General features: G+C 65.1%; 26 protein-coding genes and 1 tRNA gene. 19 read left to right on the top strand and 8 right to left on the bottom strand.

What is annotated here, in order from left to right; genetic code table 11:
* Positions 1–11 precede the first annotated feature (11 nt).
* Entirely contained in the window at positions 12–521 is a 510-nt protein-coding gene (locus tag Ga0102493_RS08735) for a cell division protein ZapA (protein WP_051697600.1), read from the bottom strand.
* On the bottom strand, positions 518–751 hold the full coding sequence (locus tag Ga0102493_RS08730; protein WP_034901155.1) for a hypothetical protein: 234 nt from the start codon (positions 749–751) through the stop codon (positions 518–520). The genes Ga0102493_RS08735 and Ga0102493_RS08730 overlap by 4 nt, the downstream gene beginning before the upstream one ends.
* A 325-nt stretch (positions 752–1,076) precedes the next feature.
* Between Ga0102493_RS08730 and tkt the strand changes: the two genes are divergently transcribed.
* The 8 genes from tkt to thiE all read left to right on the top strand — a co-directional run bounded on the left by tkt (position 1,077) and on the right by thiE (position 8,529).
* Complete coding sequence (tkt, locus tag Ga0102493_RS08725; RefSeq protein WP_034901158.1) at positions 1,077–3,068, top strand: transketolase; 1,992 nt, start codon at positions 1,077–1,079, stop codon at positions 3,066–3,068.
* Positions 3,069–3,084: 16 nt separating this feature from the next.
* Positions 3,085–4,092 carry a type I glyceraldehyde-3-phosphate dehydrogenase gene (gene gap, locus Ga0102493_RS08720; protein ID WP_034901161.1) on the top strand — a complete coding sequence of 336 codons (1,008 nt, stop codon included), beginning with the start codon at positions 3,085–3,087 and terminating at the stop codon, positions 4,090–4,092.
* Positions 4,093–4,114: 22 nt separating this feature from the next.
* Entirely contained in the window at positions 4,115–5,317 is a 1,203-nt protein-coding gene (locus Ga0102493_RS08715) for a phosphoglycerate kinase (protein WP_034901851.1), read from the top strand.
* 1 nt (position 5,318) lies between these two features.
* The gene (locus Ga0102493_RS08710; RefSeq protein ID WP_034901164.1) at positions 5,319–5,747 is read left to right on the top strand and encodes a nuclear transport factor 2 family protein; all 429 of its coding nucleotides are present in this window, start codon (positions 5,319–5,321) and stop codon (positions 5,745–5,747) included.
* Between the two features lie 4 nt (positions 5,748–5,751).
* Complete coding sequence (locus tag Ga0102493_RS08705) at positions 5,752–6,405, top strand: putative 2OG-Fe(II) oxygenase (protein WP_034901167.1); 654 nt, start codon at positions 5,752–5,754, stop codon at positions 6,403–6,405.
* Positions 6,402–6,854, top strand: coding sequence for a PaaI family thioesterase (locus Ga0102493_RS08700; RefSeq protein WP_034901170.1), 453 nt, complete (start codon positions 6,402–6,404; stop codon positions 6,852–6,854). Before Ga0102493_RS08705 ends, Ga0102493_RS08700 begins: the two co-directional genes overlap by 4 nt.
* An 87-nt stretch (positions 6,855–6,941) precedes the next feature.
* A complete protein-coding gene (locus tag Ga0102493_RS08695; protein ID WP_034901173.1) occupies positions 6,942–7,826 on the top strand; it encodes a fructose bisphosphate aldolase in 885 nt (294 codons plus the stop codon).
* Positions 7,827–7,878: 52 nt separating this feature from the next.
* Positions 7,879–8,529, top strand: coding sequence for a thiamine phosphate synthase (gene thiE, locus Ga0102493_RS08690; RefSeq protein WP_034901175.1), 651 nt, complete (start codon positions 7,879–7,881; stop codon positions 8,527–8,529).
* Here thiE and Ga0102493_RS08685 read toward each other — a convergent pair.
* Entirely contained in the window at positions 8,526–9,080 is a 555-nt protein-coding gene (locus tag Ga0102493_RS08685; protein WP_034901178.1) for a manganese efflux pump MntP, read from the bottom strand. The genes thiE and Ga0102493_RS08685 overlap by 4 nt on opposite strands.
* Before the next feature lie 48 nt (positions 9,081–9,128).
* Positions 9,129–9,263: a hypothetical protein gene (locus Ga0102493_RS16460; RefSeq protein WP_257784814.1), complete on the bottom strand. Its 135-nt coding sequence runs from the start codon at positions 9,261–9,263 to the stop codon at positions 9,129–9,131.
* 352 nt (positions 9,264–9,615) lie between these two features.
* Here Ga0102493_RS16460 and Ga0102493_RS08680 point away from each other — a divergent pair, with 352 nt between their 5' ends.
* A complete protein-coding gene (locus Ga0102493_RS08680; protein ID WP_034901852.1) occupies positions 9,616–10,350 on the top strand; it encodes a M23 family metallopeptidase in 735 nt (244 codons plus the stop codon).
* 3 nt (positions 10,351–10,353) lie between these two features.
* Here the strand turns inward: Ga0102493_RS08680 and Ga0102493_RS08675 are convergent, their stop codons facing one another.
* Positions 10,354–10,764 carry a hypothetical protein gene (locus tag Ga0102493_RS08675; RefSeq protein WP_034901180.1) on the bottom strand — a complete coding sequence of 137 codons (411 nt, stop codon included), beginning with the start codon at positions 10,762–10,764 and terminating at the stop codon, positions 10,354–10,356.
* A 260-nt stretch (positions 10,765–11,024) separates the two neighbouring features.
* Between Ga0102493_RS08675 and efp the strand changes: the two genes are divergently transcribed.
* The 4 genes from efp to Ga0102493_RS08655 all read left to right on the top strand — a co-directional run bounded on the left by efp (position 11,025) and on the right by Ga0102493_RS08655 (position 12,967).
* Positions 11,025–11,588, top strand: coding sequence for an elongation factor P (gene efp, locus Ga0102493_RS08670; protein WP_034901183.1), 564 nt, complete (start codon positions 11,025–11,027; stop codon positions 11,586–11,588).
* Positions 11,589–11,592: 4 nt separating this feature from the next.
* Positions 11,593–11,973, top strand: coding sequence for a hypothetical protein (locus Ga0102493_RS08665; protein WP_051697602.1), 381 nt, complete (start codon positions 11,593–11,595; stop codon positions 11,971–11,973).
* Between the two features lie 34 nt (positions 11,974–12,007).
* Positions 12,008–12,826, top strand: coding sequence for an inositol monophosphatase family protein (locus tag Ga0102493_RS08660; RefSeq protein ID WP_034901188.1), 819 nt, complete (start codon positions 12,008–12,010; stop codon positions 12,824–12,826).
* A gap of 57 nt (positions 12,827–12,883) precedes the next feature.
* Positions 12,884–12,967 (top strand) — tRNA-Leu (locus tag Ga0102493_RS08655).
* A 156-nt stretch (positions 12,968–13,123) separates the two neighbouring features.
* Here Ga0102493_RS08655 and Ga0102493_RS08650 read toward each other — a convergent pair.
* Positions 13,124–14,500 carry an NAD-dependent succinate-semialdehyde dehydrogenase gene (locus Ga0102493_RS08650; RefSeq protein WP_034901191.1) on the bottom strand — a complete coding sequence of 459 codons (1,377 nt, stop codon included), beginning with the start codon at positions 14,498–14,500 and terminating at the stop codon, positions 13,124–13,126.
* 142 nt (positions 14,501–14,642) lie between these two features.
* Here Ga0102493_RS08650 and Ga0102493_RS08645 point away from each other — a divergent pair, with 142 nt between their 5' ends.
* On the top strand, positions 14,643–16,484 hold the full coding sequence (locus Ga0102493_RS08645; RefSeq protein ID WP_034901195.1) for an SLC13 family permease: 1,842 nt from the start codon (positions 14,643–14,645) through the stop codon (positions 16,482–16,484).
* A 94-nt stretch (positions 16,485–16,578) separates the two neighbouring features.
* Complete coding sequence (locus tag Ga0102493_RS08640) at positions 16,579–17,898, top strand: amidohydrolase (RefSeq protein ID WP_418251667.1); 1,320 nt, start codon at positions 16,579–16,581, stop codon at positions 17,896–17,898.
* 215 nt (positions 17,899–18,113) lie between these two features.
* Here the strand turns inward: Ga0102493_RS08640 and Ga0102493_RS08635 are convergent, their stop codons facing one another.
* Both Ga0102493_RS08635 and Ga0102493_RS08630 read right to left on the bottom strand, forming a co-directional pair.
* The gene (locus Ga0102493_RS08635; RefSeq protein ID WP_034901200.1) at positions 18,114–18,314 is read right to left on the bottom strand and encodes a hypothetical protein; all 201 of its coding nucleotides are present in this window, start codon (positions 18,312–18,314) and stop codon (positions 18,114–18,116) included.
* 124 nt (positions 18,315–18,438) lie between these two features.
* Complete coding sequence (locus tag Ga0102493_RS08630) at positions 18,439–20,034, bottom strand: isocitrate lyase (RefSeq protein ID WP_034901202.1); 1,596 nt, start codon at positions 20,032–20,034, stop codon at positions 18,439–18,441.
* Between the two features lie 246 nt (positions 20,035–20,280).
* On the opposite strand from Ga0102493_RS08630, the gene Ga0102493_RS08625 reads away from it, so the two are divergent.
* The 4 genes from Ga0102493_RS08625 (at position 20,281) to prsR (ending at position 26,585) form a co-directional block, all read left to right on the top strand.
* Positions 20,281–21,543 carry a helix-turn-helix domain-containing protein gene (locus Ga0102493_RS08625; protein WP_236922190.1) on the top strand — a complete coding sequence of 421 codons (1,263 nt, stop codon included), beginning with the start codon at positions 20,281–20,283 and terminating at the stop codon, positions 21,541–21,543.
* A 166-nt stretch (positions 21,544–21,709) separates the two neighbouring features.
* Entirely contained in the window at positions 21,710–23,095 is a 1,386-nt protein-coding gene (locus Ga0102493_RS08620; protein WP_034901209.1) for a TIGR03013 family XrtA/PEP-CTERM system glycosyltransferase, read from the top strand.
* Positions 23,092–25,221, top strand: coding sequence for an XrtA/PEP-CTERM system histidine kinase PrsK (gene prsK / locus Ga0102493_RS08615; protein ID WP_034901212.1), 2,130 nt, complete (start codon positions 23,092–23,094; stop codon positions 25,219–25,221). Before Ga0102493_RS08620 ends, prsK begins: the two co-directional genes overlap by 4 nt.
* Positions 25,221–26,585 carry a PEP-CTERM-box response regulator transcription factor gene (gene prsR / locus Ga0102493_RS08610; RefSeq protein WP_034901213.1) on the top strand — a complete coding sequence of 455 codons (1,365 nt, stop codon included), beginning with the start codon at positions 25,221–25,223 and terminating at the stop codon, positions 26,583–26,585. The genes prsK and prsR overlap by 1 nt, the downstream gene beginning before the upstream one ends.
* Positions 26,586–26,592: the final 7 nt, after the last annotated feature.

Here is a 26,592-nt window from a genome sequence, read left to right as displayed (position 1 = left end):
CAAGCAATTATCTAGGCTTCCGCAGGGTCCGCTTCAAGAGCGTCTGCAGCAGGACCCGCAAGCGCATGGACAGCGTGTTCCAGGCGGCCGGCAAGTCCTTCGAGCGCGGCGGCCACGCGCTCGGCTTCGCCTTTATCCTGCGAACCGAACAGGTCGTGCTGGTGATTGGCGGCTTCGCGCAGTGTCGCGAGTTCTGCCTTGAGGTTGCGGATTTCGGTGCGCGCCCGGGCTTCGGCCTTGCGCAGGGTTTCGATTTCGGCCTCGAGCGCCTCTCGCGTGCCGCCGACGCGTTCGCTCTGGTGTTCGGCCTTCGCCGCGGTCGCGCGCGCTTCGGCCAGTTCGTCGGCCATGAAGAGCGCGGCGAAAAGCATGTTCTGCGCTTCGAGAGGTCCGCGTGCCGCGCCGAGCTGTGCGTATTTCTCGGCTACGATCGCGCCGAGCTTCTCGACCGCCGATTCCTCTCCGGGGGCGCAGGCGACCTGATAGCTGCGCGGGCCTATGGTGAGAGTGACTGTGCTCATTGCTCGAGATCCGCGATCAGCGCATCGAGATCGCGCAGCGTGTCGGCCACTTCCTCGCGCAGCTTCTCGTGGCTGTCGACAAGAGCGGTGACGCGCGCGGAATTTTCATGGCCCTGGGAGGTTTCTTCGCCCGGGTCGGCGGAAGGAGGAGCAAGCGGGCGTACGCTCTCGAGCCGAGACAACGCGGCCTCGATGCGCGTGATCGCCTGATCGATCCGGCCTGTCGCCATACACTCGAATTATCAACAAAGGCGAAGCTGTGCAAAGCCTTGGCCGCGCCTGTTGATAAGTGTTCGGGGGAAAGGTGCGCAGGACCAGGCGGATGGAAGCCTGAGGCCGCGTGCGGGTCCCGTCCGGGCCCTGTCCGACTGGTGTGCGCGTGGGGTGTCGCCAGACCCGCGCTTGACCTTCCCCGAAGGCTCGGCAATGGCAGCGCGCAATCGCCAGGAGGGATCGAATCGCCCGGCTCGATACGGGGCAGGGGCGGGCGAGTAGGGTGGAGGCTCACCCGCGATTCACCCGATCCAGCGGCGCCAGCAGGAGGCACACCCCGCGATGACGAAAGACACTGCCCGGCTTCAGAGAATGGCCAACGCCATTCGGGCTCTTTCCATGGATGCCGTCCAGGCCGCCAATTCGGGCCATCCGGGCATGCCGATGGGTATGGCGGATGTCGCGACCGTGCTGTTCGATGGGCACGTCAAGTTCGATCCCGCACGCCCCGACTGGCCCGACCGCGACCGCTTCGTGCTGTCGGCGGGGCACGGCTCGATGCTGATCTATTCGCTGCTCCATCTCACCGGCTATGCCCGGCCCACGATCGAGGACATCCGCAATTTTCGCCAGCTCGGAAGCCCCTGTGCGGGGCATCCCGAGAACTTCCTGCTCGAAGGCGTCGAATGCACCACCGGACCATTGGGTCAGGGGCTTGCGATGGCTGTCGGCATGGCAATCGCGGAACGGCATCTCAATGCGGTCTTCGGCGACGACCTGGTCGATCACCGGACCTGGGTGATCGCGGGCGACGGCTGCCTGATGGAAGGCATCAACCACGAGGCGATCGGCCTTGCCGGGCACCTCCATCTTGGCAAGCTGGTCGTGCTGTGGGACGATAACCGCATCACGATCGACGGCGCGACCGACCTGTCGACCTCAGAGGACATCAAGGCCCGCTACGAAGCGACCGGGTGGCACGTGGTCGAATGCGACGGACACGATTTCGGCGATATCGAGCGCGCAATCACAGAGGCGAAGGAGACGAACCGCCCCTCGCTCGTCGCCTGCCGGACCGTGATCGGCAAGGGTTCGCCGGGCAAGCAGGGCACGGCGGCGACGCATGGCGCTCCGCTCGGTGCCGAGGAAATTGCTGCGACCCGCGAGATGCTGGGCTGGGATCACGAGCCTTTCGTCATTCCCGATGACGTGCTTGAAGATTGGCGCAGCACTGCCGATGCGGGGCGCAACGCGCTCGGTGACTGGGAAGTGCGCCTCAATGACAGCGCGCAGAAGACCGAGTTCGAGCGCCGCATGGCCGGCGAACTGCCCGATAGCAACGTTCTCGGCCAGCACATCGCCAAGCTTGTCGCCGATCCGCAAGGCGTTGCGACCCGCAAGGCGAGCGAGATGGCGCTCGCAGTGCTCAACCCGGCCGTGCCCGAAATGATGGGCGGCAGCGCCGACCTCACCGGATCGAACAACACCAAGGCGGGCGACATCAAGGCCTTCACCGCCGACGATTATTCGGGGCGCTACATTTATTACGGCATCCGCGAATTCGGCATGGCCGCTGCGATGAACGGCATGGCGCTGCATGGCGGCGTCATCCCCTATGGCGGGACCTTTCTCGTCTTTACCGATTACGCGCGCGGTGCGATCCGCCTGTCCGCGCTCCAGCAGGCCCGCGTGATCTATGTCATGACCCATGACAGCATCGGGCTTGGCGAAGACGGGCCGACGCACCAGCCGATCGAACATCTCGCGAGCCTGCGCGCGATCCCGAACCTGCTTGTCCTGCGACCGGCCGATGCGGTCGAAACCGCCGAATGCTGGCAGGTCGCGCTTGAACAGGAGAGCCGCCCCAGCGTGCTGGCGCTCTCGCGCCAGGGGCTGCGGCAATTGCGGCTCGAGGAGCGCGAGGACAATCCTTGCGCGCGCGGAGGATACCGTGTGCGCGAGGCGACGAACGCGCGCAAGGTCGTGATCCTCGCTAGCGGCTCCGAAGTCGCGCTCGCCGTGGACGCGGCCGATGCGCTCGAGGCCGAGGGGGTCGGCGTCGACGTCGTCTCGATGGTCTCGACCGACCTGTTCGATGAACAGCCGGACGATTACCGCGCCGATCTCCTTCCCGATGACGGCCTGATCGTCAGCCTCGAGGCGGCGAGCACTTACGGCTGGGAACGCTACACCTCGAACCGCGCCTTTCCGCGAGGCCTGACGATCGGCCTCGACCGCTTCGGCGCTTCGGCGCCGGCGCGCGACCTGTTCGAGCGTTTCGGTTTCACCCCCGACAAGGTCGTTTCGCAGATAAAAGAAAAACTGAACGGATAAGCAGGAGTTTCACATCATGGCGACGAAAGTTGCGATCAACGGTTTTGGCCGCATCGGGCGGCTTGTGGCGCGTGCGATCCTTGAGCGGGGCGATCACGATCTCGAACTCGTCTCGATCAACGATCTTGCCGATGCCAAGTCCAACGCGCTGCTTTTCGCCTATGATAGCGTCCATGGCCGCTTCGACGGCGAAGTCTCGTCGGACGAGGGTTCGATCACGGTCAATGGCAAGCGGATCGCCGTCACCGCCGAGCGTGATCCGGGCAAGCTGCCGCATGGCGAGATGGGCGTCGACATCGCCCTCGAATGCACCGGCTTCTTCCAGTCCGACGAAGCCGCGCGGCCGCATATCGCTGCCGGCGCCAAGCGCGTGCTGATCTCCGCGCCCGCCTCGGGCGTCTCCAAGACGATCGTCTACGGCGTCAACCACGATAGCCTGACGGCCGAGGACGACATCGTCTCCAATGCGAGCTGCACCACCAATTGCCTCGCCCCGGTCGCCAAGGTGCTGAACGACACGGTCGGCATCACGCGCGGCTTCATGACCACGATCCATTCCTACACCAACGACCAGCGCATGCTCGACCAGATCCACAAGGATCTGCGCCGGGCGCGCGCCGGTGCTGCGAACATGATCCCGACGACCACCGGCGCCGCGCGCGCGGTTGGGCTCGTCCTGCCGGAACTCAACGGAAAGCTGGATGGCTCCTCCGTGCGGGTGCCGACGCCCAATGTGAGCCTTGTCGACCTGGTCTTCGTGCCGGGCCGCGAAACGAGCGCCGAGGAACTCAACGCTGCGCTGAAAGCCGCGGCCGAAGGCGCGATGAAGGGTGTCCTCGATTACACCGACGACCCGCTCGTATCCTCGGACTTCAACCATTACCCTGCGAGTTCGACCGTCGACAGTCTCGAAACCTCGGTCATGGAAGGCCAGCTCGCCCGCGTCGTCAGCTGGTACGACAACGAATGGGGCTTCTCGAACCGCATGATCGACACCGCCGGAGTGATGGCGAAGTTCCTCTGACCGTAGCCCGGGAGGGATGAGCATGAGCACTTTCAGGACACTGGACGACCTCACCGATGACCTCACCGGCCAGGTCGCGCTGGTGCGGGTCGATCTGAACCTGCCGATGAAGGAAGGTTCGGCGAGCGACGTGACCCGGGTAGAGGCGGTGAAGCCGACGATCCTCGAACTCGCCGGACGCGGGGCGAAGGTCCTGCTGCTGGCCCATTTCGGTCGTCCCAAGGGCCAGCGCTCCTCGACCCTGTCGACGAGCTATGTCGTGGGTGATGTCGAGAAGGTGCTGGACCGGGAAATCATGTTCATCCCCGAGGTCATGGGGCCGGTCGTCGAACAATCCGTCGGCATTCTGCGCGCCGGAGACATCGGCCTGCTCGAAAACACCCGCTTCTGGCCGGGCGAGGCGGCGAACGACCCGAATTTCGCGCAGGGCATGGCGGCGGCAGGCGATTTCTTCGTCAACGACGCTTTCTCCGTCTCGCACCGCGCGCATGCCTCGACCGAGGGGATCGCGCACCACCTTCCGGCCTATGCGGGCCGCTCGATGGAGGCGGAGCTAAAGGCACTGGATGCAGCACTCGGCAATCCCGAAACGCCGGTCGCGGCGATCGTCGGCGGGGCGAAGGTCTCAACCAAGCTCGCCGTGCTCGAGCATCTCGTGACCCGTGTCCAGCATCTCATCATCGGCGGCGGCATGGCGAACACGTTCCTCGCTGCGCGCGGGGTCGATGTTGGCAAGTCACTGTGCGAGCACGATCTCGCCGATACCGCTTCGCGCATCATGGACGAGGCCGATCATGCCGGCTGCACCGTGCACCTTCCCTATGACGTGGTCGTGGCCGAGGAATTCGCCCCCAACCCTGCGAGCATGCGCACCTGCAACGTCCACGAGGTGGGCGAGAACGAGATGATCCTCGATCTCGGCCCGCAGGCGACCGAAGCGCTTGCCGACGTGCTCAAGACCTGCCGCACTGTCGTCTGGAACGGGCCGCTTGGCGCGTTCGAGACCGAGCCTTTCGATGCCGCCACCATGACCCTTGCCCGGACGGCGGCGGCGCTGACCAAGGAAGGCTCGCTCATCAGCGTGGCGGGGGGAGGCGATACGGTCGCGGCTCTCGCCCAGGCGGGCGTTGTCGAAGATTTCAGCTATATTTCAACCGCCGGCGGCGCTTTCCTCGAATGGATGGAAGGCAAACAGCTGCCCGGGGTCGCGGCGCTTTCGGCCTGAAATGGCAGACATTACGCCCGTTCTCGATGCTGCCGAGACGCGCCTGATGCAGGCCTGGCTGGAGCGCGACCGGGCGGCGGTGAAGGGCCTAGTCGCATCCGATTGCGTGATGATGTTCGGCACCGCTCCGCCGGTTCTACTCGACCGGGCGAGCTTCCTCGCCGCGATGGATGGGGGGCTGGTGCTCACGGGTTTCCGCTTCCGCGAAGTCACGGCCCGCCGCCATGGTGGGGGCGCGTGGTTTACCGGCCATGTGGAGCTCGAACTCGAACTGGGCCGTCACCGCTGGAATGGCGGCTTTCTCCTCACCGACCTGTTTGTGCGGGGGAAGGTCCGCCGCCGCTGGAAACTCGTCGAGCGCAGCCTCGCGCCGGTCGAGGCGAACGAGGCGCTGTCGGACGGGATCCGCCGCCTGCAATTGTGGCGCTGATCCCGTGGCCCAGACCCGGTTCCTCTTCGCTACCCCCTTCCTTATCGATCGCCTGCAGAGCCCGGAAGGCATTGCCGCCCTGCGCGAATCGATCATCGCTCGCAGGGCGCACGATCCAGACGGCGTGCAGATCTCCAATATCGGCGGATGGCATTCCGACACGCGCATGATCGAGTGGGGCGGTGAAGCGGCGCGCGCGCTCGCGTTCAAGGCCTTCACCATGGCCGAGGAAGGCGCGGTCAACATCGCCCGCGATCAGGGTCGCGATTATGGCTGGGTCCCGGAAATGTGGGCCAATGTCTCGGAAAAGCGGCATGCCAACCAGTATCACACCCACCCGGGGAGCCTGTGGTTGGCGGTCGCCTATATCGATGATGGCTATGATGGTTCGGACGATCCCGCGCTCGGTGGGGAATTGCAGCTGCTCGACCCGCGCATGCCCATGGTGCGGATGGGATCGCTCGACCTGAGGTTCAAGGACACTGACGGGCGCGTGCAGAACAACGAGCCGATGATCCGCCCCCAGACCGGCCTGATCGTGATGTTCCCGAGCTGGCTGCAGCATTCCGTGCGCGGCTTTTACGGACCCGGAACCCGCATCTCGGTCGCGATAAACCTCGTGCCCGCCCTGAAACCCCCAACGGCAGCGAAGCGATGAACGACATATCGAGCGACGGTTACGCGCACAGCGAGATCGAGACCGAAGGCGAGTTCGCGGGCTGGGCCTACTGGCCGGGCGATCCTTACGAACGGCGTTCCGGCCCGTTCTACCGCAAGCGCGAGAAGAACGGCGAGCAGGTCTGCGCCTTCCGGGCAGAGCCGCGCCACATGAACGGGGCTGGCTTCATGCATGGCGGGTGCCTTCTGACTTTCGCCGATTTCGCGCTCTTCGCGATAGCCTCGGACGAGTTGGGCGAGGACAATGCGGTGACGATGAACCTGTCGGGCGATTTTCTCGGGGCGGTACCGCCGGGCGCGCTGGTCGAGGCGCGCGGCGAGGTGACACGCGGTGGCGGCAAGACGATTTTCGTACGCGGCCTCGTCACCGGAAACGGCAAGCCGGCCCTTTCCTTCACCGGAATCATCCGGCGCCTCGCCGCGCGCTGATATGCGCGGCATTGCAGCATTGCGGGGCGCTGGCTAAGGCACGACATTCGATTAAGAGACGGCCAAAGAGGGGCTTTCGATCACATCATGAACACCGAGGAAATGACCGCCCGTATCGCCAATGGCGAAGGCTTCATCGCAGCGCTCGACCAATCGGGCGGCTCCACGCCCAAGGCACTGCGCGGCTATGGAGTCGAGGACAGCGAATGGTCGGGCGAGGACGAGATGTTCGCCGCGATCCACGCGATGCGCGCGCGCGTCATCACCGCCCCCTGCTTCGGCGAGGGCAAGGTGCTGGGCGCGATCCTGTTCGAAAAGACGATGGATGGAGAAGTCGAGGGCAAGCCGACCGGCGATGCGCTCAAGGCGCGCGGGATCGTCCCGTTCATCAAGGTCGATCAGGGCCTCGCCGACGAGGCGGACGGGGTCCAGCTGATGAAGCCGCTCGACAAGCTCCCCGGCCTGCTGGAAAAGTCAGTCGCCAAGGGCATGTTCGGAACCAAGATGCGCTCGGTCATCAAATCGGCAAGCCCGACCGGCATCGCCGCCGTGGTCGCGCAGCAATTCGAAGTCGCAGGGCAGATCCTCGATGCCGGGCTGATGCCGATCATCGAACCTGAATACGACATCCACGCCGCCGACCGCGAGGCGGGCGAGGACATCCTTCTGGCCGACATCACCAAGCAGCTGGATGCGCTGCCAGAAGGCAGGCAGGTCATGCTCAAGCTCTCGATCCCTGCGAAAGCCGGGCTTTACTCGGCCTTGATCGACCATCCCAAGGTGCTGCGCGTGGTCGCGCTGTCGGGTGGCTATTCGACCGACGAGGCGTGCGAGCACCTGGCGAAGAATCCCGGCATGATCGCCAGCTTCAGCCGCGGCCTGCTGCAGGACCTGCGCAAGGACCAGTCGGACGCCGATTTCAACAAGGCGCTTTCGGACGCGATCGAAAAGATCGCCGCGGCGAGCGCCTAGCCGGCGGCCGCGCACTCTGGCGTTCCGGGCACGCGGCGTTATGAGACGGGCCATGAGCGAAATCGTGCCCGAAACCCAGCTTTACCTCATCTCCCCGCTCGAAGTCGGCGGCGCATTTCCGCAGCGGCTCGAACGCGCGCTTGACGCGGGGCAGGGGCTGGTGGCCGCTTTCCAGTTCCGGGTGAAGGGGATCGACCAGCACGAGGCCGCCCGGCTCGCCGTGCCCCTGCAGGAGATATGCGCCGCGCGCGAGGTCGCCTTCATCGTCAATGACAGCATCGCGCTTGCCAAACGGCTCAAGGCGGACGGCGTGCATCTTGGGCAGGAAGACGGTTCGCCCAAGGAGGCACGCGATGAGCTGGGGCGCGAAGCGCAGATCGGGGTGACCTGCCATGCCTCCCGGCATTTCGCGATGGAAGCGGGTGAGGCGGGGGCGGATTACGTCGCCTTCGGGGCATTCCATCCCTCCACGACCAAGGACAAAGGGCCCGATGCCGAACGGCCCGAGCCCGAACTGCTGGAATGGTGGTCGCGCCTGTTCGAAATCCCCTGCGTCGCGATCGGCGGCATTACCCCCGCGAATTGCCGGCCTCTCGCCCAAGCGGGGGCGGATTTTCTCGCCGTTTCGGGCGCGGTCTGGTCCGGGGACGAGGTGAAGGCGATCAAGGCCTTCCGCGAGGCGCTCGGGCTGCGAAGCTCCTAGGCGGAGAGGTGATCGATCAGTATGTGCGCGCCAATCCCGATCAGCGCGCAGCCTCCTGCGATTTCCGCAGCCTTGCCAAAGCGCGCGGACAGCTTCGTGCCGAGCCAGTAGGCAGGAATGCACAGCGCCGCCGTCACTCCGGCGATCACTAGACATGAAACGAAGACCGGCGGGCCGAACAGCGGCAGGGTAAGCCCCGCCGCGCCTGCATCGAGGCTGGTGGCGAGGGCAGCCAGTGCCAGCCCTGCATAATGCGAGCGGGCGCGCGGCAGCGCTTCGGGCCCGTCCTGGGAGAACGCCTCGCGAATCATGCGCAGGCCCAGAAAGCCGAGCAGTGCGAAGGCAATCCAGTGGTCGAACGGCGCGATCCAGTCGGCAAAGGCGAGGCCAAGCGCCCATCCGGCGATCGGCAGGATTCCCTGCGCGATGCCGAAGGCCGCGCCGACCTCCAGTGCGCGCGTAATCCGGTGCTCACCCGCCGCGCCGCGCACGAGGGCGACGGCGACAGCATCCATGGCGAGCCCGAGAGCGAGGATGATGACGGCAAACATGCGCCGCTCCTATCCTCTCATGCAGCGTCAGGGGAGGGCTGATCTGCTTCAGACGCAGCCGAAAGTGAGGACCGTGCGGTTTTCCCCGGTCGGCGTCACGCTGCGCAGGCGTGCGTCGCGGTTGCGGTCGCCGCAATAGCTGCGCGCTTCCTTGCGAGCAGCGCTCTGGTTGTCCTCCTTCACTCTCAGAGCAATGCTGTAATCGTCGGCGGAAAGGACGCGCGGGTTCGCCGTGGTGCAGCCCGCGATCAGCGGAAGGGCAAGCGAGGCAGCGATCAGGTTTCGTGCAAGAATGAGAAATTCTCCTGTTTCTCCGGTTATTTACATAGGTCAACAAAGCCCTGCGGAGGCTTGTTCCGAGACTGTCCGGGCCGGGCCTTGCCGCAAGGTCGACAGGGACGTCCGCAGAGGCGCTCAGCGTTCGGGGCGGAGGATTCCGGCTCCCTACCGAACGGGCTGATCCTTGCGGCGCGATCAGGCGACAAGGCACGCCGGCCGTGACGAGCCGAGCGCTTCGCGCTAGGCTATGCCCGTGATGAACCTGCTCGACCGCCTCACCACCATTCTCGTCACCGCCACTCTGACTTCGGTCGTCTGGATCGTTTTTGGCGGTACCCTGATCGAACTCGCTGAGAGCCGGCAGGGCGCGCAATCGGTACGCCCGGCCGAGGCTGCGCCCAGCCCGACGAACGAGGAAACGGGAGCCGGAGGCGATCTCGCCCCAGCGGCGCAAAGCGCAGGCGATCCTGCCGAGACCACCATGGTCCCGCGCGCCGATACGCCTCCACCCGCGAGTGCGACGCCGGATAATGAGCCCGGCCCCGCCACGCTGCGCATCCCGGTGATGAATGTCGCCGCGAGCGAGCTCACCGACACCTTTTCCGACCGGCGCGGCGAGGCGGATGTGCGCCTCCACGAGGCGATCGACATCATGGCGCCCGAAGGCACCAGCGTTCTCGCCGCCGCACCGGGCACGGTCGCGAAGCTGCATCGTTCGAAAGCGGGCGGCAATGCGATCTATGTGCGATCGACCGACCTGGAGAGGATCTACTACTACGCCCATCTCGCCGATTACGCCGACGGTCTGCGCGAGGGTCAGCGCATTCGCGCGGGCCAGCGGCTCGGCACGGTGGGATCGAGCGGGAACGCCTCGCCTGAGGCGCCGCATCTCCATTTCGCAATTCTCGAGACCACCGCCGATGCCGCTTGGTGGGAGCCGGCCAATGCGATCAATCCCTACCCGCTGCTGATTGCCGGCCGGGAGGAGTAAGCCCTAGCCCGGTGCGCCGATGCGGGTGCAGGTTAGCCGCCCGGTGGTCCCGTCCGCCTCGAGCACCTGCACCGTGTTGCGCCCGACCTGTTCGTAGCGCTCGCCCTTCTTAGGACCGCGCGTGAAGGTGAGGATGCGCCCGCGCAGGATATAGGTCCCGCGTCCCGCCTCGCTTTCATAGCTGGAAGACGGCCCGATGGTGAAATCGGCCTCCGGGACCGGCTGCCATGCCGCACCCGCGGCATCGCCGGGCAGGGCGCAGCTCCAATCGCCGTGTTCGAGGGTGCGCAGCATGCCGCCGGTATCGGGGTGCGCATCCGGCCCGGCACCCTGTTGTTGACGCGCCGACATGGGGCTCGCGGCGGCTATGGCGGCAGCGAGCATGGTCAGGAGAAGGATGGTGCGGGTTCGCATGATTGTTTTCCGTGGTGCGACAGGGCGATTAGCACCGGTGATGGGTGGTTGCTACGCGGTTAACCATGAATGCGCGCTGCATGAGGGGGCGTGGCGGGACGCGCAACCTGCGCTGCGCTTGCCCCGGCGGGCGGGCTCGGCTATTGGCGCTCGCGCAATGCCCGGGCCGAGCGCGGCGATCGGGGCCCCTACGGCTTCTCGCGCACGCCCTTTCGTATCCTGTCGTTTCATCCACCCCTTGAGTAAGGCAAGCAGCCCCCATGAAGATCAGCGGCGTCGATATTCGCCCCGGCAATATCCTCGAATATGAAGGCGGCATCTGGAAGGTCGCCAAGATCCAGCACACCCAGCCGGGCAAAGGCGGGGCGTACATGCAGGTCGAGATGAAGAATCTGCAGGACGGGCGCAAGACGAATGTCCGCTTCCGCAGCGCCGATACGGTGGAACGGGTTCGGCTCGACACGCGTGAATACCAGTTCCTCTACGAAGACGGTGACATGCTGGTTTTCATGGACCAGGGAACCTACGAACAGATTTCGCTACCTTCGGACCTGCTCGGCGATGCTCGCCCGTTCCTGCAGGACGGGATGCAGGTGAGCCTCGAGCTGTGGGAGGAAAAGCCCATCAGCGTCGAATTGCCGAGCCAGATCGAAGCCGAGATCGTCGAAGCCGACGCGGTGGTGAAGGGGCAGACCGCCTCTTCGAGCTACAAGCCCGCCGTGCTCGACAACGGCGTCAGGATCATGGTCCCCCCGCATATCGAGGCGGGCACGCGGATCGTGGTCGATGTCTACGAACAGAGCTATGTTGGAAAGGCCAGTTAATCCTTTGAAACAAAGACTTACCAAGAAATTCGCCCCGCTGCTCGCGATCGCTGCCTGCGCCGGTGCCCCGGCGTTCGCACAGGACGCCGCCGCGCCCGCCGATACCGAGCAGACCCGCCAGCATGCGGTCCAGAACATGAGCCTGCTGATCTCCGCGCTGAGTTCCGAGCAGGTCGACGAGCAGGTCAAGAACGTGCTGATGGGCTGCATCTACAACAATTCCATGCGCCAGATTACGGTCGCGATGGACAAGGCGATCGCCGCCGACCCGGCGCGCTTCGACCGCGCAGACAACGGCGTGATGCTTGGCGTGATGGCGGGCGTCTGCGGTCTCCAGGCGCAGCCTCAGGGCGCCCCGGGCGAACAGCCCGCCCAGCCGCGCTGAGGCTTCGGCCTCCCGGCCCCTTACGGAAGAGAACATGGCGACATTTTCAGGCCTCATTCGCGTGATGGAACGCGCCGCGCGCAAGGCGGGCGGGCGATTGCGCCGCGATTTCGGCGAGGTCGAGCACCTCCAGGTCAGCCGCAAGGGGCCGGCCGATTTCGTCTCCAAGGCCGACATGCGCTCCGAGCGCACGCTCTATGACGAACTCAGCCAGGCGCGTCCGGGCTGGGGCTTCGTCATGGAGGAAGCGGGAACCATCGAAGGCGATGAAGGCAAGCCGCGCTGGATCGTCGACCCGCTCGACGGGACCAGCAATTTCCTCCACGGAATCCCGCACTTCGCGATCTCGATTGCTGTGCAGGAGCCGCGGCTCGACGGGAAGGGCTGGGGCGATGTCACCGCCGCGCTCGTCTATCACCCGGTCGAGGATGCGACCTACTGGGCCGAAAAGAGCCGCGGCGCGTGGCTCCATGACGGACGGCTACGCGTCTCGGCGCGTTCGCGCCTGTCGGATGCGCTGATTGCGACCGGCATTCCTTTCCAGGGGCACGGCAACTTTTCCGAATGGAGCCGCATTTTCGGCGCGATCGGTCCGGAAGTGGCGGGGATCCGCCGCTTCGGCGTGGCCTCGCTCGACATGGCCTATGTCGCCCAGGGGCGCTTCGACGGGTTCTGGGAAAGCGACCTTCAGGACTGGGACACGGCCGCCGGGTGCCTGCTGGTGCGCGAGGCCGGGGGCTTCGTTACCGATTATCGCGGGCGTTCGGCTCCGATCCATTCCAGCCAGGTGCTCGCCGCGAATGACAGCCTTCATTCAAAGCTGCACAAGCTGCTGGCGAATTCCTTGAAGTAAGGGCGCCTAGGCGGTAACAGCCTGCGCCTTGTCCGCGCCTTGTTCAGGCGATGGCAGGCCCCTGTGGCGGAATGGTAGACGCGAGCGACTCAAAATCGCTTTTCTTCGGAAGTGCCCGTTCGAGTCGGGCCAGGGGCACCAAAACCCCCGGATGGGGGTTCTGGTTTTTTGTTTTTCGCAGCCCATCCGGGCTGCGGTTTCCTCGCTCACGCGACCTGACGGTCGCATCGCTGCGGGCGCCCGGTCGGGCATGCGGAGCTTCGCCCCGGTCCAGTCCTTTTTCCTCGACTTCTTCCCTCAGCCCACGAAGATCGACTTGGGGTTGGCGAATTCCTTGACGCCGAAGCCGCCGTGTTCGCGGCCGTAACCGGAAGATTTGACCCCGCCAAAGGGCATGGAGGGATCTGCCACGCCGAAGGTGTTCACGAACACCATGCCAGTGTCGAAATGCTGCTCGGCAAGCTTGATCGCCCGTTCCTCGTCCTTCGAGAAAATCCCTCCGCCAAGGCCATAGCGGCTGTCATTGGCGAGCCTCATCGCGTCCTCGTCGTCCTTTGCGCGGATGACCGAGGCGACGGGGCCGAACAATTCATCGTCATAGGCGGGCTGGCCGGGTTCCACATCGGCAAGGATGCTGGGCGGATAATACCAGCCCTTGCCGTCCGGGATTTCGCATCCCGTCACGACCCGCGCGCCTTTCTCGATGCTTTCCTCGACCTGTCCGTGAAGCTTTTCGCGCAGGTCCTCGCGCGCCATGGGACCGATGCCGGTGTCCTCGTCGAACGGATCGCCGGGCGTCGCCTGCTCCATTGCCGCGACGAATTTCTCCATGAATTCCTCGTGCACCGCATCCGTCACGATGAAGCGCTTGGCGTTGATGCAGGTCTCGCCGTTGTTATAGAGCCGACCGCTCGCGCAGGTCTTCGCAGCAAGGTCGACGTCCGCATCCTCGAGCACGAGATAGGCATCGTTCGATCCAAGCTCTAGGACTGTCTTCTTGTTCAGCTTGCCCGCCTGTTCGGCAATGATGCTGCCGGCCTTGTCGCTCCCGGTCAGCGTCACGCCGCGCACCTTGTCGTGCGCGATGATCGCGTCCGACACGTCGTGGTCGATGACGAGCACGGTGAAAAGATCGTTCGGCAGGCCCGCTTCCTCGAAGATTTCCTTCAGCTTGAGCCCCGACCCCGTGCAGTTTTCGGCATGTTTCAGCAGCACGCCATTGCCCGTCATCAGGTTCGCGATGGCGTAACGCGCGACCTGGTAGGCGGGAAAGTTCCAGGGTTGGATACCGTAGATGACGCCGATCGGCGCATAGGTGATGATCCCGCGCGAGGCATTGGCGGGGTCGCGCTCCTCGCTCGCAAGTTCCTGCGGTCCGGTTTCGGCGGTGTAGTCGCAGATCGCGGCGCACAATTCGACCTCGTCGCGGCTGTCGCCGATCAGTTTGCCGACCTCTCGGCTCATGAGTTCGGCCAGCTCGTCCTTGCGTTCGCGCAGGCGTCTTCCGATCGCCCGCAGAACTCCCGCGCGGTGTTCGAGCGTGGTATGCCGCCACTGGTCGAAGGCCTCGTGGCAGCGCTCTACCGCGGCCTTCGCCTGCGCTTCGTCGAGGCGGGGATAGCGTTCGAGTTCCTCGCCGGTGGCGGGATCGATGGTGATGGCGGGGTCTGTCATGGCGGGACTCCGGATGGTGTTTGCTGAGGGTTTGCCCCTTTAACGGATGGGAAAGCCGCGCCGTTCCACTTCCTGCCGCGCTGCAATTTCGCTTGATCTTCTCTGCCCCGTTTGAAACATCGCGAGGCTTGAGAGGGGTCCGATGCTTTCGCTTCCATCATATCACGCCATGGCGGCGATGGCGGTCACGGTCGCAATGTTCGTCGCATTCGCGCGCGGAAGACTGTCGGTCGAGATCGTCAGTCTGATGACCATAGCGGTCATCGCGGTGGGCCTCTATTTCTTCCCGCTCGAGGGGACACGGCCGACCGACGGCTTCGAACTCGCTTTCGGCGGCTTTGGCCATTACGCGCTGATCACGATCTGTTCGCTGATGATCATGGGGCGCGGGCTTGTCGTGACCGGCGCCCTCGATCCTGCCGCGCGCCTGCTCGAAGAGGTGTTCCGGTTCAACCTGCAGATTGGCCTTCTGGTTTCGCTGCTGATCGCTCTCTTCCTGTCGATGGCGGTCAACGACACTCCCGTTCTGGTTCTTCTGCTGCCGATCTTCGTCTCCCTCGCCGCCAAGGGGGCGATGCCGGCTTCCAAGACTCTCATCCCGCTCAACGCGGCGGTGCTGATCGGCGGAATGGCGACGACCATCGGCACTTCGACCAACATTCTCGTGACCTCGATCGCGATGGATCTCGGCATGCGCGAGATGGGCGTGTTCCACTTCACACCGATCGTGCTCATCGCAGCGCTCGTCGCCGTGCCCTATCTCTGGCTCGTCATGCCGCGCCTGCTCGGCGACAACAGCGTCGAAGTGGATGCCACCCGCCGGATGTTTCACACCCGTTTGCGTGTCGGTGTGGACAGCGTGCTGTCGGGCACCGACATGGAGACGGTAAGAGAAAAACTGCCGGACGGCATCTCCTTCCACAATCCGCCTACGGGGACGCTGCAGCCACAACAGCGTCTGCACATTTCCGGGACGCACGAAGCGCTTGAGGACGCGACCCGCGTGCTCAAGGGGGAACTTGCGCCGTCCTGGGTGCTCGATCGCATCCGCCGCACCAGCCGGGCCGAAGGCAAGGACATCATCGCAGTCGAGATGACGGTCACGGCGGATTCGCGGCTCATCACCCGTACCCTTCCTTCATCAGGGATCGCCGATCTCTATTCGGTCGCGGTGCTCGGCATTCACCGCCCCCAACGCCTCGGCGTGGGCGAGAAGGACAAGTATTCCGAAGGCGGTGATCTGCGCATGCGCGAAGGCGACGTGCTGCTCGTCATGGGGCTTGAAGACGATCTTCAGAATTTCGCCCGCAATGACAGCCTGCTCCTGCTCGAAGGCGCACGCGAAATGCCGCGCCGATCGAAGGCGGTCCTCTCGGGCGTGATAATGGGCGCCGCGATCGCGACCGCGTCGATCGGAATACCGTGGATCGGGGCCGGTGGCTTCACCATGCTCAAGCTGCCGATCGCGATTTCGGCGCTGATGGGGGCGATCGCGATGTTCGTCACCGGATGCGTCAAGTTCGACCGCGTGGGCCGGGCGCTGTCGGCCAAGGTCATCGTGCTGGTTGCGGCCAGCATCGCGATCGGGCGGATCATCCTTGAAAGCGGCGCTGCGGCATGGCTTGGCGAGACGCTTTCGCTCGGACTTGCCTTCCTGCCTCCCGCGCTGGTGCTGGCCGCGATCATGGTGTTCGTCACTTTGCTCACCAATTTCGCCTCGAACGCGACCGCGGCGACCGTCGGGACGCCTATCGCCTTTTCCATCGCGACGCAGCTTGGCCTGCCGCCCGAGCCGCTGATCCTTGCCGTGCTGTTCGGCTGCAATCTGTGCTACGCAACGCCGATCGCCTACCAGACCAACATGCTAATCATGGCGGAAGGCTCCTACGAGTTTTCGGACTATATCCGCACGGGCGTTCCGCTGGTTGCGTTGATGGTGACGACGCTCTCGATCCTGCTGGTGATCTTCTACGGGCTCGGATGAGAGGGCGGCTTTCCTCAGGCAGTGGCCTGTGTAAGATCGCGGCTCAGACGATCCGGCGCCAGGCCGGTGAAACGAACGGGGAGAGACGACGATGATGAAGCACCTGATGGCCGGCGCCGCGCTGGCCGTTGCGATGGCGGGACCTGCCAAGGCCGACGAACTGCGCGATGCGGTTAACGAGGACATGCCGGGCCTCGTCGAGCTGTACCGCGACCTCCACGAAAATCCGGAGCTTTCCTTCCAGGAATTCGAGACCGCTAAGAAGCTCGCCGCGCGTGCCCGCGAACTCGGCTTCGAGGTGACCGAGGGCGTCGGGAAGACCGGCGTCGTCGCAGTCATGAAGAACGGGGAGGGGCCGGTCGTCATGCTGCGCGCCGACATGGACGCGCTGCCCGTGACCGAACAGACCGGATTGCCCTTTGCCTCCAAGGCGCGGGGCACGCCGGCGAGCGGGGTGGAAAGCGGGATCATGCATGCCTGCGGCCACGATACGCACATGGCCGCCTGGATAGGCACGGCGCAGCTGATGGCGGAGAGGCGCGACGAATGGTCGGGCACGCTCGTCATGATCCTTCAGCCCGCCGAAGAACTGGGCCTCGGCGCGCTCGCCATGCTGGAAGACGGGCTGTTCGAACGGTTTCCCAAGCCCGATTATATTCTCGGCTTCCACGATGCGGCGCAGGCGCCTGCCGGAATGATCGGCTATTCCAAGGGCTATGCGCTGGCGAACGTGGACAGCGTCGACATCACGGTGAAGGGCGTGGGCGGGCACGGGGCCTATCCGCACACGACCAAGGATCCGATCGTCATCGCGGCGAACATCGTCACGCGGCTCCAGACGTTGGTGAGCCGCGAGACGAACCCGCTCGATTCTGCGGTGGTGACGGTGGGAAGCTTCCTTGCCGGGACCAAGCATAACATCATCCCCGACAGCGCCAAGCTGCAGCTGACGGTGCGCTCCTATGGCGACGAGACGCGCGCCGCGCTGCTTGCCGGCATCCGCCGCATCGCCCGGGCCGAAGCGCTCGCGGCGGGCCTGCCAGAGGAACTGCTACCGGTGGTCGAGGTGGAGGAGCCCTATACGCCTTCGACCTACAACACGCCCGAATTCACCGAGGAGGTGATGGCGGTGCTGAAGGAACGCTTTCCCGAACGCGTGTTCGAGGTGCCGAGCGTCATGGGCGGCGAGGATTTCGGCCAGTTCTACAGGGCCGATCCGGACAACATCGAATCGCTCATCTTCTGGGTCGGAGGCGTGCCGCAGGAGCGGTTCGAGGCCGCCCAGCGCGGTGAGGTCGAACTTGTCAGCCTCCATTCTCCTTTCTGGGCACCCGACGCTCCGGTGGTCATAGCGACCGCGACCGAGGCGATGACCGCGGCGACGCTCGATCTGCTGGGGAAGAAGGGCGGGTAAGAACCGCCCTAAGGCAGCGAAGCGGTCGGGCAGCACGCCCTCAGGCAGCGAAGCGGTCGGGCAGCACGCCCTCAGGCAGCGAAGCGGTAGGGCAGCACGCCCTCAAGCAGCGAAGCGGTAGGGCAAAAAAACGTAACGGCCGCCGGACTTGGGGCGAGCCCCGCATCCGACGGCCGTCTTCTCCTCCCCAGGAGAACTGGTGAAGGGGGCCGCGCCTACTGCGTGGAGGGCACGTAGGTACCCAGCCGGTGGTGCAGCGCGTTGATCTTGGCGAGTTCCTCGCGGTCCTCGGTCGTGCGGGCGTGGCTTTCGAGCGCGCGGCGAAGCAGCTTCATGTCGGCGGTCGAAAGGAGCGCGCGGGCACGGCCCGGTTCGCTTTTCGGGGCGTCGGTGTTGGTGGTTTCGGTATCGCTCATCGAATCTCTCCCTGTCCGGCATGGGACGCACTGGCGGATGCGTCGTTCATGCAGACACACATGCAACCTGAGGCCGCATCCCGCAAGGGCAGTTGCAACCGCCTCACGGGATGCGGGGACCGGTTCATGCAGCCTCGAACTGGTTCATGGTGTTGTCCTTGCCGCCCGCCTTGAGGGCCGCTTCGCCGGCGAAATATTCCTTGTGATCGTCGCCGATGTCGGAACCCGCCATGTTCTGGTGCTTCACGCAGGCGATGCCTTCGCGAATTTCCTTGCGCTGCACGTTCTTGACGTAGCCGAGCATGGCTTCCTCGCCGAAATATTCGCGCGCGAGGTTGTCGGTCGAAAGCGCCGCGGTGTGATAGGTCGGAAGCGTGATGAGGTGGTGGAAGATGCCCGCCCGCTTGGCCGCATCGGCCTGGAAGCTGCGGATCTTCGCATCGGCCTCGGCGGCGAGATCGGTGCCGTCATAGTCGACGCTCATCAGGCGCGTGCGGTCATAAGCGGACACGTCCTTGCCGGCTTCGACCCATGCATCAAAGACTTGCTGGCGGAAGTTCAGCGTCCAGTTGAAGCTGGGCGAATTGTTGTAGACCAGCTTTGCGTTCGGAACAGTCTCGCGGATCTTGTCGACCATGCTCGCGATCTGTTCGACGTGCGGCTTTTCGGTTTCGATCCACAGCAGGTCCGCGCCGTTCTGGAGCGAGGTGATGCAGTCGAGCACGACGCGGTCGACGCCGGTCCCGGAACGGAACTGGTAAAGGTTCGACGGAAGGCGCTTGGGAGCCATGAGCTTGCCGTCGCGGCTGATGAAGACCTGCCCGTTGGTGATGTTGGCCGGATCGACTTCCTCGGCGTCGAGGAAGCTGTTGTACTGGTCGCCGAGATCGCCCGGCTCCTTCGAATAGGCGATCTGCTTCGTCAGGCCTGCGCCGAGCGAATCGGTGCGCGCGACGATGATGCCGTCATCGATGCCGAGTTCGAGGAAGGCGTGGCGGCAGGCGCGGATCTTGGCGATGAAGTCCTCGTGCGGGACCGTCACCTTGCCGTCCTGGTGGCCGCACTGCTTTTCGTCGGACACCTGGTTCTCGATCTGGAGCGCGCAGGCGCCCGCCTCGATCATCTTCTTGGCGAGGAGATAGGTCGCCTCGGCATTGCCGAACCCCGCATCGATGTCGGCGATGATAGGCACGACGTGGGTTTCGTAATTGTCGACGCTCTTCTGGATCTCGCGGGCCTTGACCTCGTCACCCGCCTCGCGGGCCTCGTCGAGAGCGCGGAACATCATGCCGAGTTCGCGCGCATCGGCCTGCTTGAGGAAGGTGTAGAGTTCGCCGATGAGGCTGGGGACCGAGGTCTTTTCGTGCATCGACTGGTCGGGCAGCGGGCCGAATTCGCTGCGCAGTGCGGCGACCATCCACCCGGAAAGGTAGAGATAGCGGCGCTTGGTCGAACCGAAATGCTTCTTGATGGAGATCATCTTCTGCTGGCCGATGAAACCGTGCCAGCAGCCGAGCGACTGGGTGTACTGCGAAGGATCGGCGTCATACGCTTCCATGTCCTCGCGCATGATCTTCGCGGTGTATTTCGCGATGTCGAGGCCGGTGCGGAAGCGGTTCTGGATGACCATGCGCGCGGCGCTTTCGGGGTCGATCCCGGTCCAGCTGCCGTTCGCGCTGACCACGTTCCGCATGTGGGCGATGGTATCCTGATAGGTCATGGCTCTTGATCTCCTTCGTGTCCTGGGGAGTGGATGAGCTGCATGTGGCGCGCTGCGATGCAGCATGACAGGAAAAATTACAGAATTTCTTGTCTGTATGGGGTGATTTGCGGAAAAATCGGTGTAATAGTGTAAAGAGATTTACAAAATTAACCGATCTGGAAACTCCTCATGGCAGACAGTGCCCTCCTCGCCGGACCCTCCCTGCGTCGTTTGCGAAAACGCGAAGGCCTGACGCAAGCGGCAATGGCCGCCGCGCTCGGTATCTCGCCCTCCTATCTCAACCTCATCGAGCGCAACCAGCGCCCTCTTTCCGCGCGCGTGCTGGTGCAGGTGATCGAACGTTTCGATTTCGACCCCCGTTCCCTGCGTGAAGACGAGGCGATCGGCGGGGTCGACGGACTGGTGCGCCGCCTTTCCGACAAGCGTTTCGCCGATCTCGGCATCGACCGCGAGGAGGTGCAGGAATTCCTCGCCGCCGCGCCGCAGGCCGCCGCGGCCTTCGCGCGGCTGTACGACAATGCGGGCGAGGCGGGCGCGCGGATCGAGGACCCGGAAGGGGACGCTCGCGAGGCGGTCGAGCGCTGGCAGAACCATTTTTCCGATCTTGATCACGCGGCAGAGGATCTCGCCGACGCTCTGCGCCTCTCGCGGGGGGACATGGCGGCGGGCCTGACGGAGCGCCTGCGCGAACTGCACCGCCTGTCGGTCCGCATCCTGCCCGCCGAGGTGATGCCGGGCATGGTCCACCGGCTCGATCTGCACGCGCGACAATTGCAGCTTTCCGAGATGCTTCCCGGCGCAGCGCGGCGGTTCCAGATCGCGCGGCAGGTCGGCGCGCTCGAACTGCGCGACGGGATCGAGGAACTGGTCGCGGGTGCGAAGCTGTCGAGCGACGAGGCGCGCAATGCCTTCCGCAATCACGTGCTCGATTACCTCGCCGCCGCACTCCTGATGCCCTATCGCCGTTTCCTGCGCGCCTGCGAGCAGACCGGCTACGACCTCGCCGTGCTCCAGCGCCGCTTTGCCGTCAGTTTCGACCAGCTCGCCCAGCGCCTCACCACGCTCCAGCGGGTGAGCGAGCGCGGACTGCCCTTCTTCAGCGCGCGTTTCGGGCGCACCGGACGGATGCTCGGCTTCACCGCGGGGGCGAGCGGGGCGGTCTACCCGCTTTCCGGTGCGCGCTGGCCGGCCTGGGTCCCTTATGCCGCATTCGAGAGCCGGGGGCAGATGCTCACCCAGACCGTCACCTTCGGCGAGGGTGAGGCGGCGCCGCGCCACTGGTTCACCATCGCCCGCACGGTCGAGGTCGACGGCGCGGCCTGTTCGGCCCGGCGCGCGATCGTGCTGGGGGTCGAGGCGCGCTTCGCCGGCGAACTCGCGCAGGCACGCGGCATCTCGCTCGCACCTGAAGACGCGGTGCCGCTGGGCGGAGGCTGCCCACGGTGCGGCAGGGCCGATTGCCTGACCCCCGCGACCGCACGGCTGGCAAGCGCGCAGCAATTGTGAACGGCCCGGGGCGGTGACGGCTCGTTAACCGCCACAGCCAAGGCGTCCTGCGGGCTTGCGCGGGCAGTGTAAGGTTTACCGACACTTAAGCTCTGAGGCCTAGAAGGGGAGGGGCGCACAACCCCGCCACCCGAGATCGCTCCTTCAACCGAAACTGGCCAAGCCCATGATCCGCCTGTTCAAGCACTATATCCCGCATGCCGTGATCCTGCTCGGCCTGCTGGATCTTGCGCTGCTGGTGGTGGCGAGCGAAATGGCTTGGCAGCTGCGGGCGGCGCAGATCGCGATGGAGCCGGGACCGCTCGCCGAACGCTGGCTGCCGCTGGTCGCCACTGCGAGCGTGGTGTGGGTGGCGATGATCTCGGTCGGGGTGTACGGGCCCAATGCGCTGCGTTCGCTGCGGTTCGCAGGTGCGCGGCTGCTGGTCGCGATCAGCCTTGGCATCATTGCGCTGGCGACGATCGACTTCATCCTGCCGGGAAGCACTTTCTGGCGTTCGACCTTGCTCTACGCGATGGGTTTCGCGATCCTGGTGCTGGTTGCGGATCGGCTGCTGCTGAACAGCTTCCTCGGCTCCTCGGCCTTTCGCAGGCGTGTGATGGTGCTGGGCGCGGGCGACCGCGCGCAGCGCCTGCGCGCCCTCGGTGAGCGGCCCGAAAGCGGCTTTGCGATCGTTTCCTACATCGCCATGGGCGAGCCCGAGCGCGTCGTCGAAGAGGCCATCGCGCGCGAGGCGATTCACGATCTGGGGCGCTTCGTCGAGAATCTCGGCGTGTCCGAAGTCGTCCTCGCGCTGCAGGAACGACGCAACGCGCTGCCGCTTGGCGACCTGCTGCGGATCAAGACGAAGGGCGTCCACGTCAACGATTTCTCCAGCTTCCTCGAGCGCGAGACGGGCAGGGTCGATCTCGACACGGTGAACCCGTCCTGGTTGATCTTCTCCGACGGGTTTTCGAGCGGTCGCCTGCTCTCGAGCGCGGTCAAGCGCCTGTTCGACATCGTGGCGAGCCTGATCCTGCTCCTTGCCACTTTCCCCCTCATCGCCCTGTTTGCCGTGCTGGTGAAACTCGACAGCAAGGGCCCGGCCTTCTTCCGGCAGGAACGGGTCGGGCTTTACGGCCAGACGTTCCGCATCGTGAAGCTGCGCAGCATGCGCACCGATGCGGAAAAGGACGGCGCGAAATGGGCCGAGGAGAACGATCCGCGTATCACTCGCCTGGGGCGCTTCATCCGCAAGGTGAGGATCGATGAACTGCCGCAGGCATGGAGTGTGCTGACCGGCCAGATGAGCTTTGTCGGCCCGCGTCCCGAAGTCCCGCAATTCGTCGACGACCTGCAGGAGCAGATCCCCTTCTACGGCGAACGCCACATGGTGAAGCCGGGCATCACCGGGTGGGCGCAGATCAATTATCCCTACGGCGCCTCGACCGAGGACAGCCGCAAGAAGCTCGAATACGATCTCTATTACGCCAAGAACTACACACCCTTTCTCGATCTCGTGATCCTGCTGCAGACGGTGCGGGTGATCCTCTGGCCGGAGGGCGCGCGGTGATCGGCTCGGCCAGTCTTGCGCCTTATCTCGGGCTTGCCGGCATGATCGCGGGTGCGGCTTTTGCATCCGGCGCGCTGGTGTGGATCGCGCGCTTCGGCGACCGCGCGCGTCCCGACCGCGAGGCGGCAATGGCGGCGAGCGCGCTCACGGCGCTGTGGTGCGTGCTTGGTGCAGCACTCGGTCCGGACGCGCCGGCCACCGCGATGATCGCGACCGCCCGCAACCTCGCCTTCATCGCGGTGATCTTCCGGCTCTTCTCGGCCGACGGGCGCGATGAGAGCCTGCGACCGATCCGTCCCGTGATCCTTGCGCTGGTGCTGGTCGAACTGCTCCAGCCGCTGATCCTCGCGATCGAAATGCGGGTCGATCCCGCGCGGCAGTTCGAAGCTGTCATCTTCGAGGTTTCGGCCGTCCTTGCCATGCTGGTGGCGATCGGCGTGCTCATGCTGCTTCACAACCTTTATGCGGGCGCTGCCGCTGCTTCGCGCCAGGTGCTGCGCTGGAGCGGCATCGCCTTCGCCGGGATCTTCGCTTACGATCTCAACCTCCACACCATCGCCTATCTCGGTGGGGAAAGCCCGCAGGTGCTGGTCGCGCTGCGCGGCCTGTTTGCAGGCGCGATGATCGGCCTGCTCGCGATCGGTGCGAATGCGCGCGGAGCGAGCCTGCAATTGCGGCCCTCGCGGGCGGTGACGTTCCAGACGCTCTCGCTGCTGGTGATCGCGAGCTACCTGCTCGTCATGGTCCTGGTCACCCGCTCGCTCGCGCTGATCGGCGGCGATGTCGCGCGCACGGGCCAGGTCGCGTTTCTCGTGCTCGCCATCGTCAGCGCGGTGATCTGGCTGCCGTCCCAGCGGGTGCGTTCGTGGATCCGGGTGATGGCGGCAAAGCACCTGTTCCAGCATCGTTACGATTACCGCGTCGAATGGCTCCGCTTCACCCGCACGATCGGGCGCGGCTCGGGCGGGTCGGCCAGCTTCCATGAACGCGCGGTCAAGGCCATCGCCGACATCAGCGACAGCCCGGCGGGCCTGCTGCTCGTTCCCAACGAGGAAGCGCAGCTCGAACTCACCGCGCGCTGGAACTGGCCCACCATCGAAGTCCCCGCGATCGCAGGAGGATACACCCTGTCGGGCCTGCTCGAACAGCACCACCACATCCTCGATCTCGATGAGGTCCGTGCCGGGACCGACTATCACGGCGAACTTGCCGAAGTGCCCGCCTGGCTTCGCGAGGCGGAAGATGCCTGGGCACTCGTCCCGCTCATTCATTTCGAACGCCTCGTCGGCGCGATCATCCTTGCCCGCCCCCGCATTGAGCGGCAGCTCGATTGGGAAGATTTCGACCTGCTGCGCGTCGCGGGACAGCAATTGGCGAGCTACCTTGCGGAACAGGCCGGGCAGCAGGCCCTGATGGATGCGAGCCGGTTCGACGAATTCAATCGCCGGATGGCGTTCGTGATGCACGACATCAAGAATCTCGCCAGCCAGATGTCGCTGCTGGCCGCCAATGCCGAAAAGCACGCCGACAATCCGGCGTTCCGCGCCGACATGCTGGTGACCCTGCGCAAATCCTCGGAGAAGCTGGCAGCTCTTCTCGCCCGGCTTGGGCGGTACGGGGCAGGGCAGGTGCAGGAGCTTGGCCTGGTGGATCTTGCCGGGCTTGCAAGGACTGTCGCGAAACGTTTCGAAGGCGTCCATCCGGTCGCGCTTACGCGGGCCGATCCGATCGAGGTCGTCGCCGACCGCGAATCCCTCGAACAGGCGCTCATCCATCTCGTCCAGAACGCTCTCGATGCGAGCGATGCGAAAACCCCGGTCCATCTCGACGTCGTGCGCGATGGGCTCGCCGGGCGCATCGACGTTGTCGATTCCGGCCACGGCATGTCGCCCGAATTCGTCCGCAATTCGCTGTTCAAGCCGTTCGTCTCTTCCAAGCGGGGGGGATTCGGCATCGGCGCCTTCGAGGCGCGCGAGATGGTCCGCGCAATGGGCGGGCGTCTTGCGGTCGAATCCCGCGAGGGCGTCGGCAGCCGCTTCTCGATCACCCTGCCCCTGCCGGAGGCCGCGCGTCTTGGCGGGACGGCGGGAGATTCCCCTTCAGCCCAGCAAAACGAGGTCGCATGATGGCCGACAAGAAACCCAACCTGCTCGTCATCGAGGACGACGAGGGCCTGCAGGCCCAGCTCAAATGGGCCTATGACGATTTCAACGTCGTCATCGCCGGGGACCGCGACAGCGCGATCGCCGCGCTGAGGAGCGAGGCGCCCGCCGTCGTCACGCTTGACCTCGGCCTGCCGCCCGATCCTGACGGGACCAGCGAAGGCTTTGCCGTGCTCGATGCGATCATGGCGCTGAAACCCGACACCAAGGTGATCGTCGCGAGCGGGCATGGCGCGCGCGAAAGCGCCTTGCAGGCGATCGATCGGGGCGCCTATGATTTCTACCAGAAGCCCGTTGATATCGAACAATTGGGCCTGATCGTCAGGCGCGCCTTCAACCTCCACCAGATCGAGGCGGAGAATCGCCGCCTCGTCGCGAGTTCGGGCGAGGAGAAGACCGTGCTCGGCCGGCTCATCACCGGCGCCCCTGAAATGGTTAAAGTCGCCCGCACGATAGAACGCGTCGCGCGCACCAGCGTTTCGGTCATGCTGCTTGGCGCGAGCGGGACGGGCAAGGAATTGCTGGCGAAGGGCCTCCACGATGCGAGCGACCGCGCCGCCGGGCCGTTCATCGCGATCAATTGCGCGGCCATCCCCGAAAACCTTCTCGAAAGCGAGCTTTTCGGCCACGAAAAGGGCGCCTTCACCGGAGCGGTCAAGACCACCGAGGGCAAGATCGAAAGCGCCAATGGCGGCACGCTCTTCCTCGATGAGGTCGGCGATATCCCGTTGCCGCTCCAGGTGAAACTGCTGCGTTTCCTGCAGGAGCGCACGATCGAGCGGATCGGCGGGCGCAAGGCGATTTCGGTCGATACGCGGATCGTGTGCGCGACCCACCAGGACCTCGAGGCGATGATCGGCGCGGGCACATTCCGCGAGGACCTGTTCTACCGCCTTGCCGAAATCGTGGTGCGGATCCCCGGACTTGCCGAACGCCACGGCGACGCGGTGCTGCTCGCCAAGGCTTTCCTCAAACGCTTCGCCAAGGAGATGAACCCTGCCGTGACCGGCTTCGCGCCGGACGCGCTCGCCGCGATCGACCGCCACGAATGGCCGGGCAATGTGCGCGAGCTCGAAAACCGGGTGAAGCGGGCGGTCATCATGGCAGACGGCAAGCTGGTGAACGCGGAGGATCTCGATTTCGCGGACGAGGACGAGGAGGACGCCGAAGCGCTCAACCTCAAGGCCGCGCGCGAACAGTCGGACCGGCGGGTGATCCGCCATGCGCTTGCGCGCAGCGAGGGCAACATTTCGAACACGGCAAAGCTGCTCGGGATCAGCCGGCCCACGCTCTACGACTTGCTCAAGCAATATGACCTTTCGGCCTGATCGGCCG

Origin of the sequence: Erythrobacter litoralis, from assembly GCF_001719165.1 — a bacterium.
GTDB classification, from domain to species: domain Bacteria; phylum Pseudomonadota; class Alphaproteobacteria; order Sphingomonadales; family Sphingomonadaceae; genus Erythrobacter; species Erythrobacter litoralis.
The sequence above is the reverse complement of the archived record's forward strand: the minus strand, read 5'-3'. Positions and strand labels throughout refer to the sequence as shown.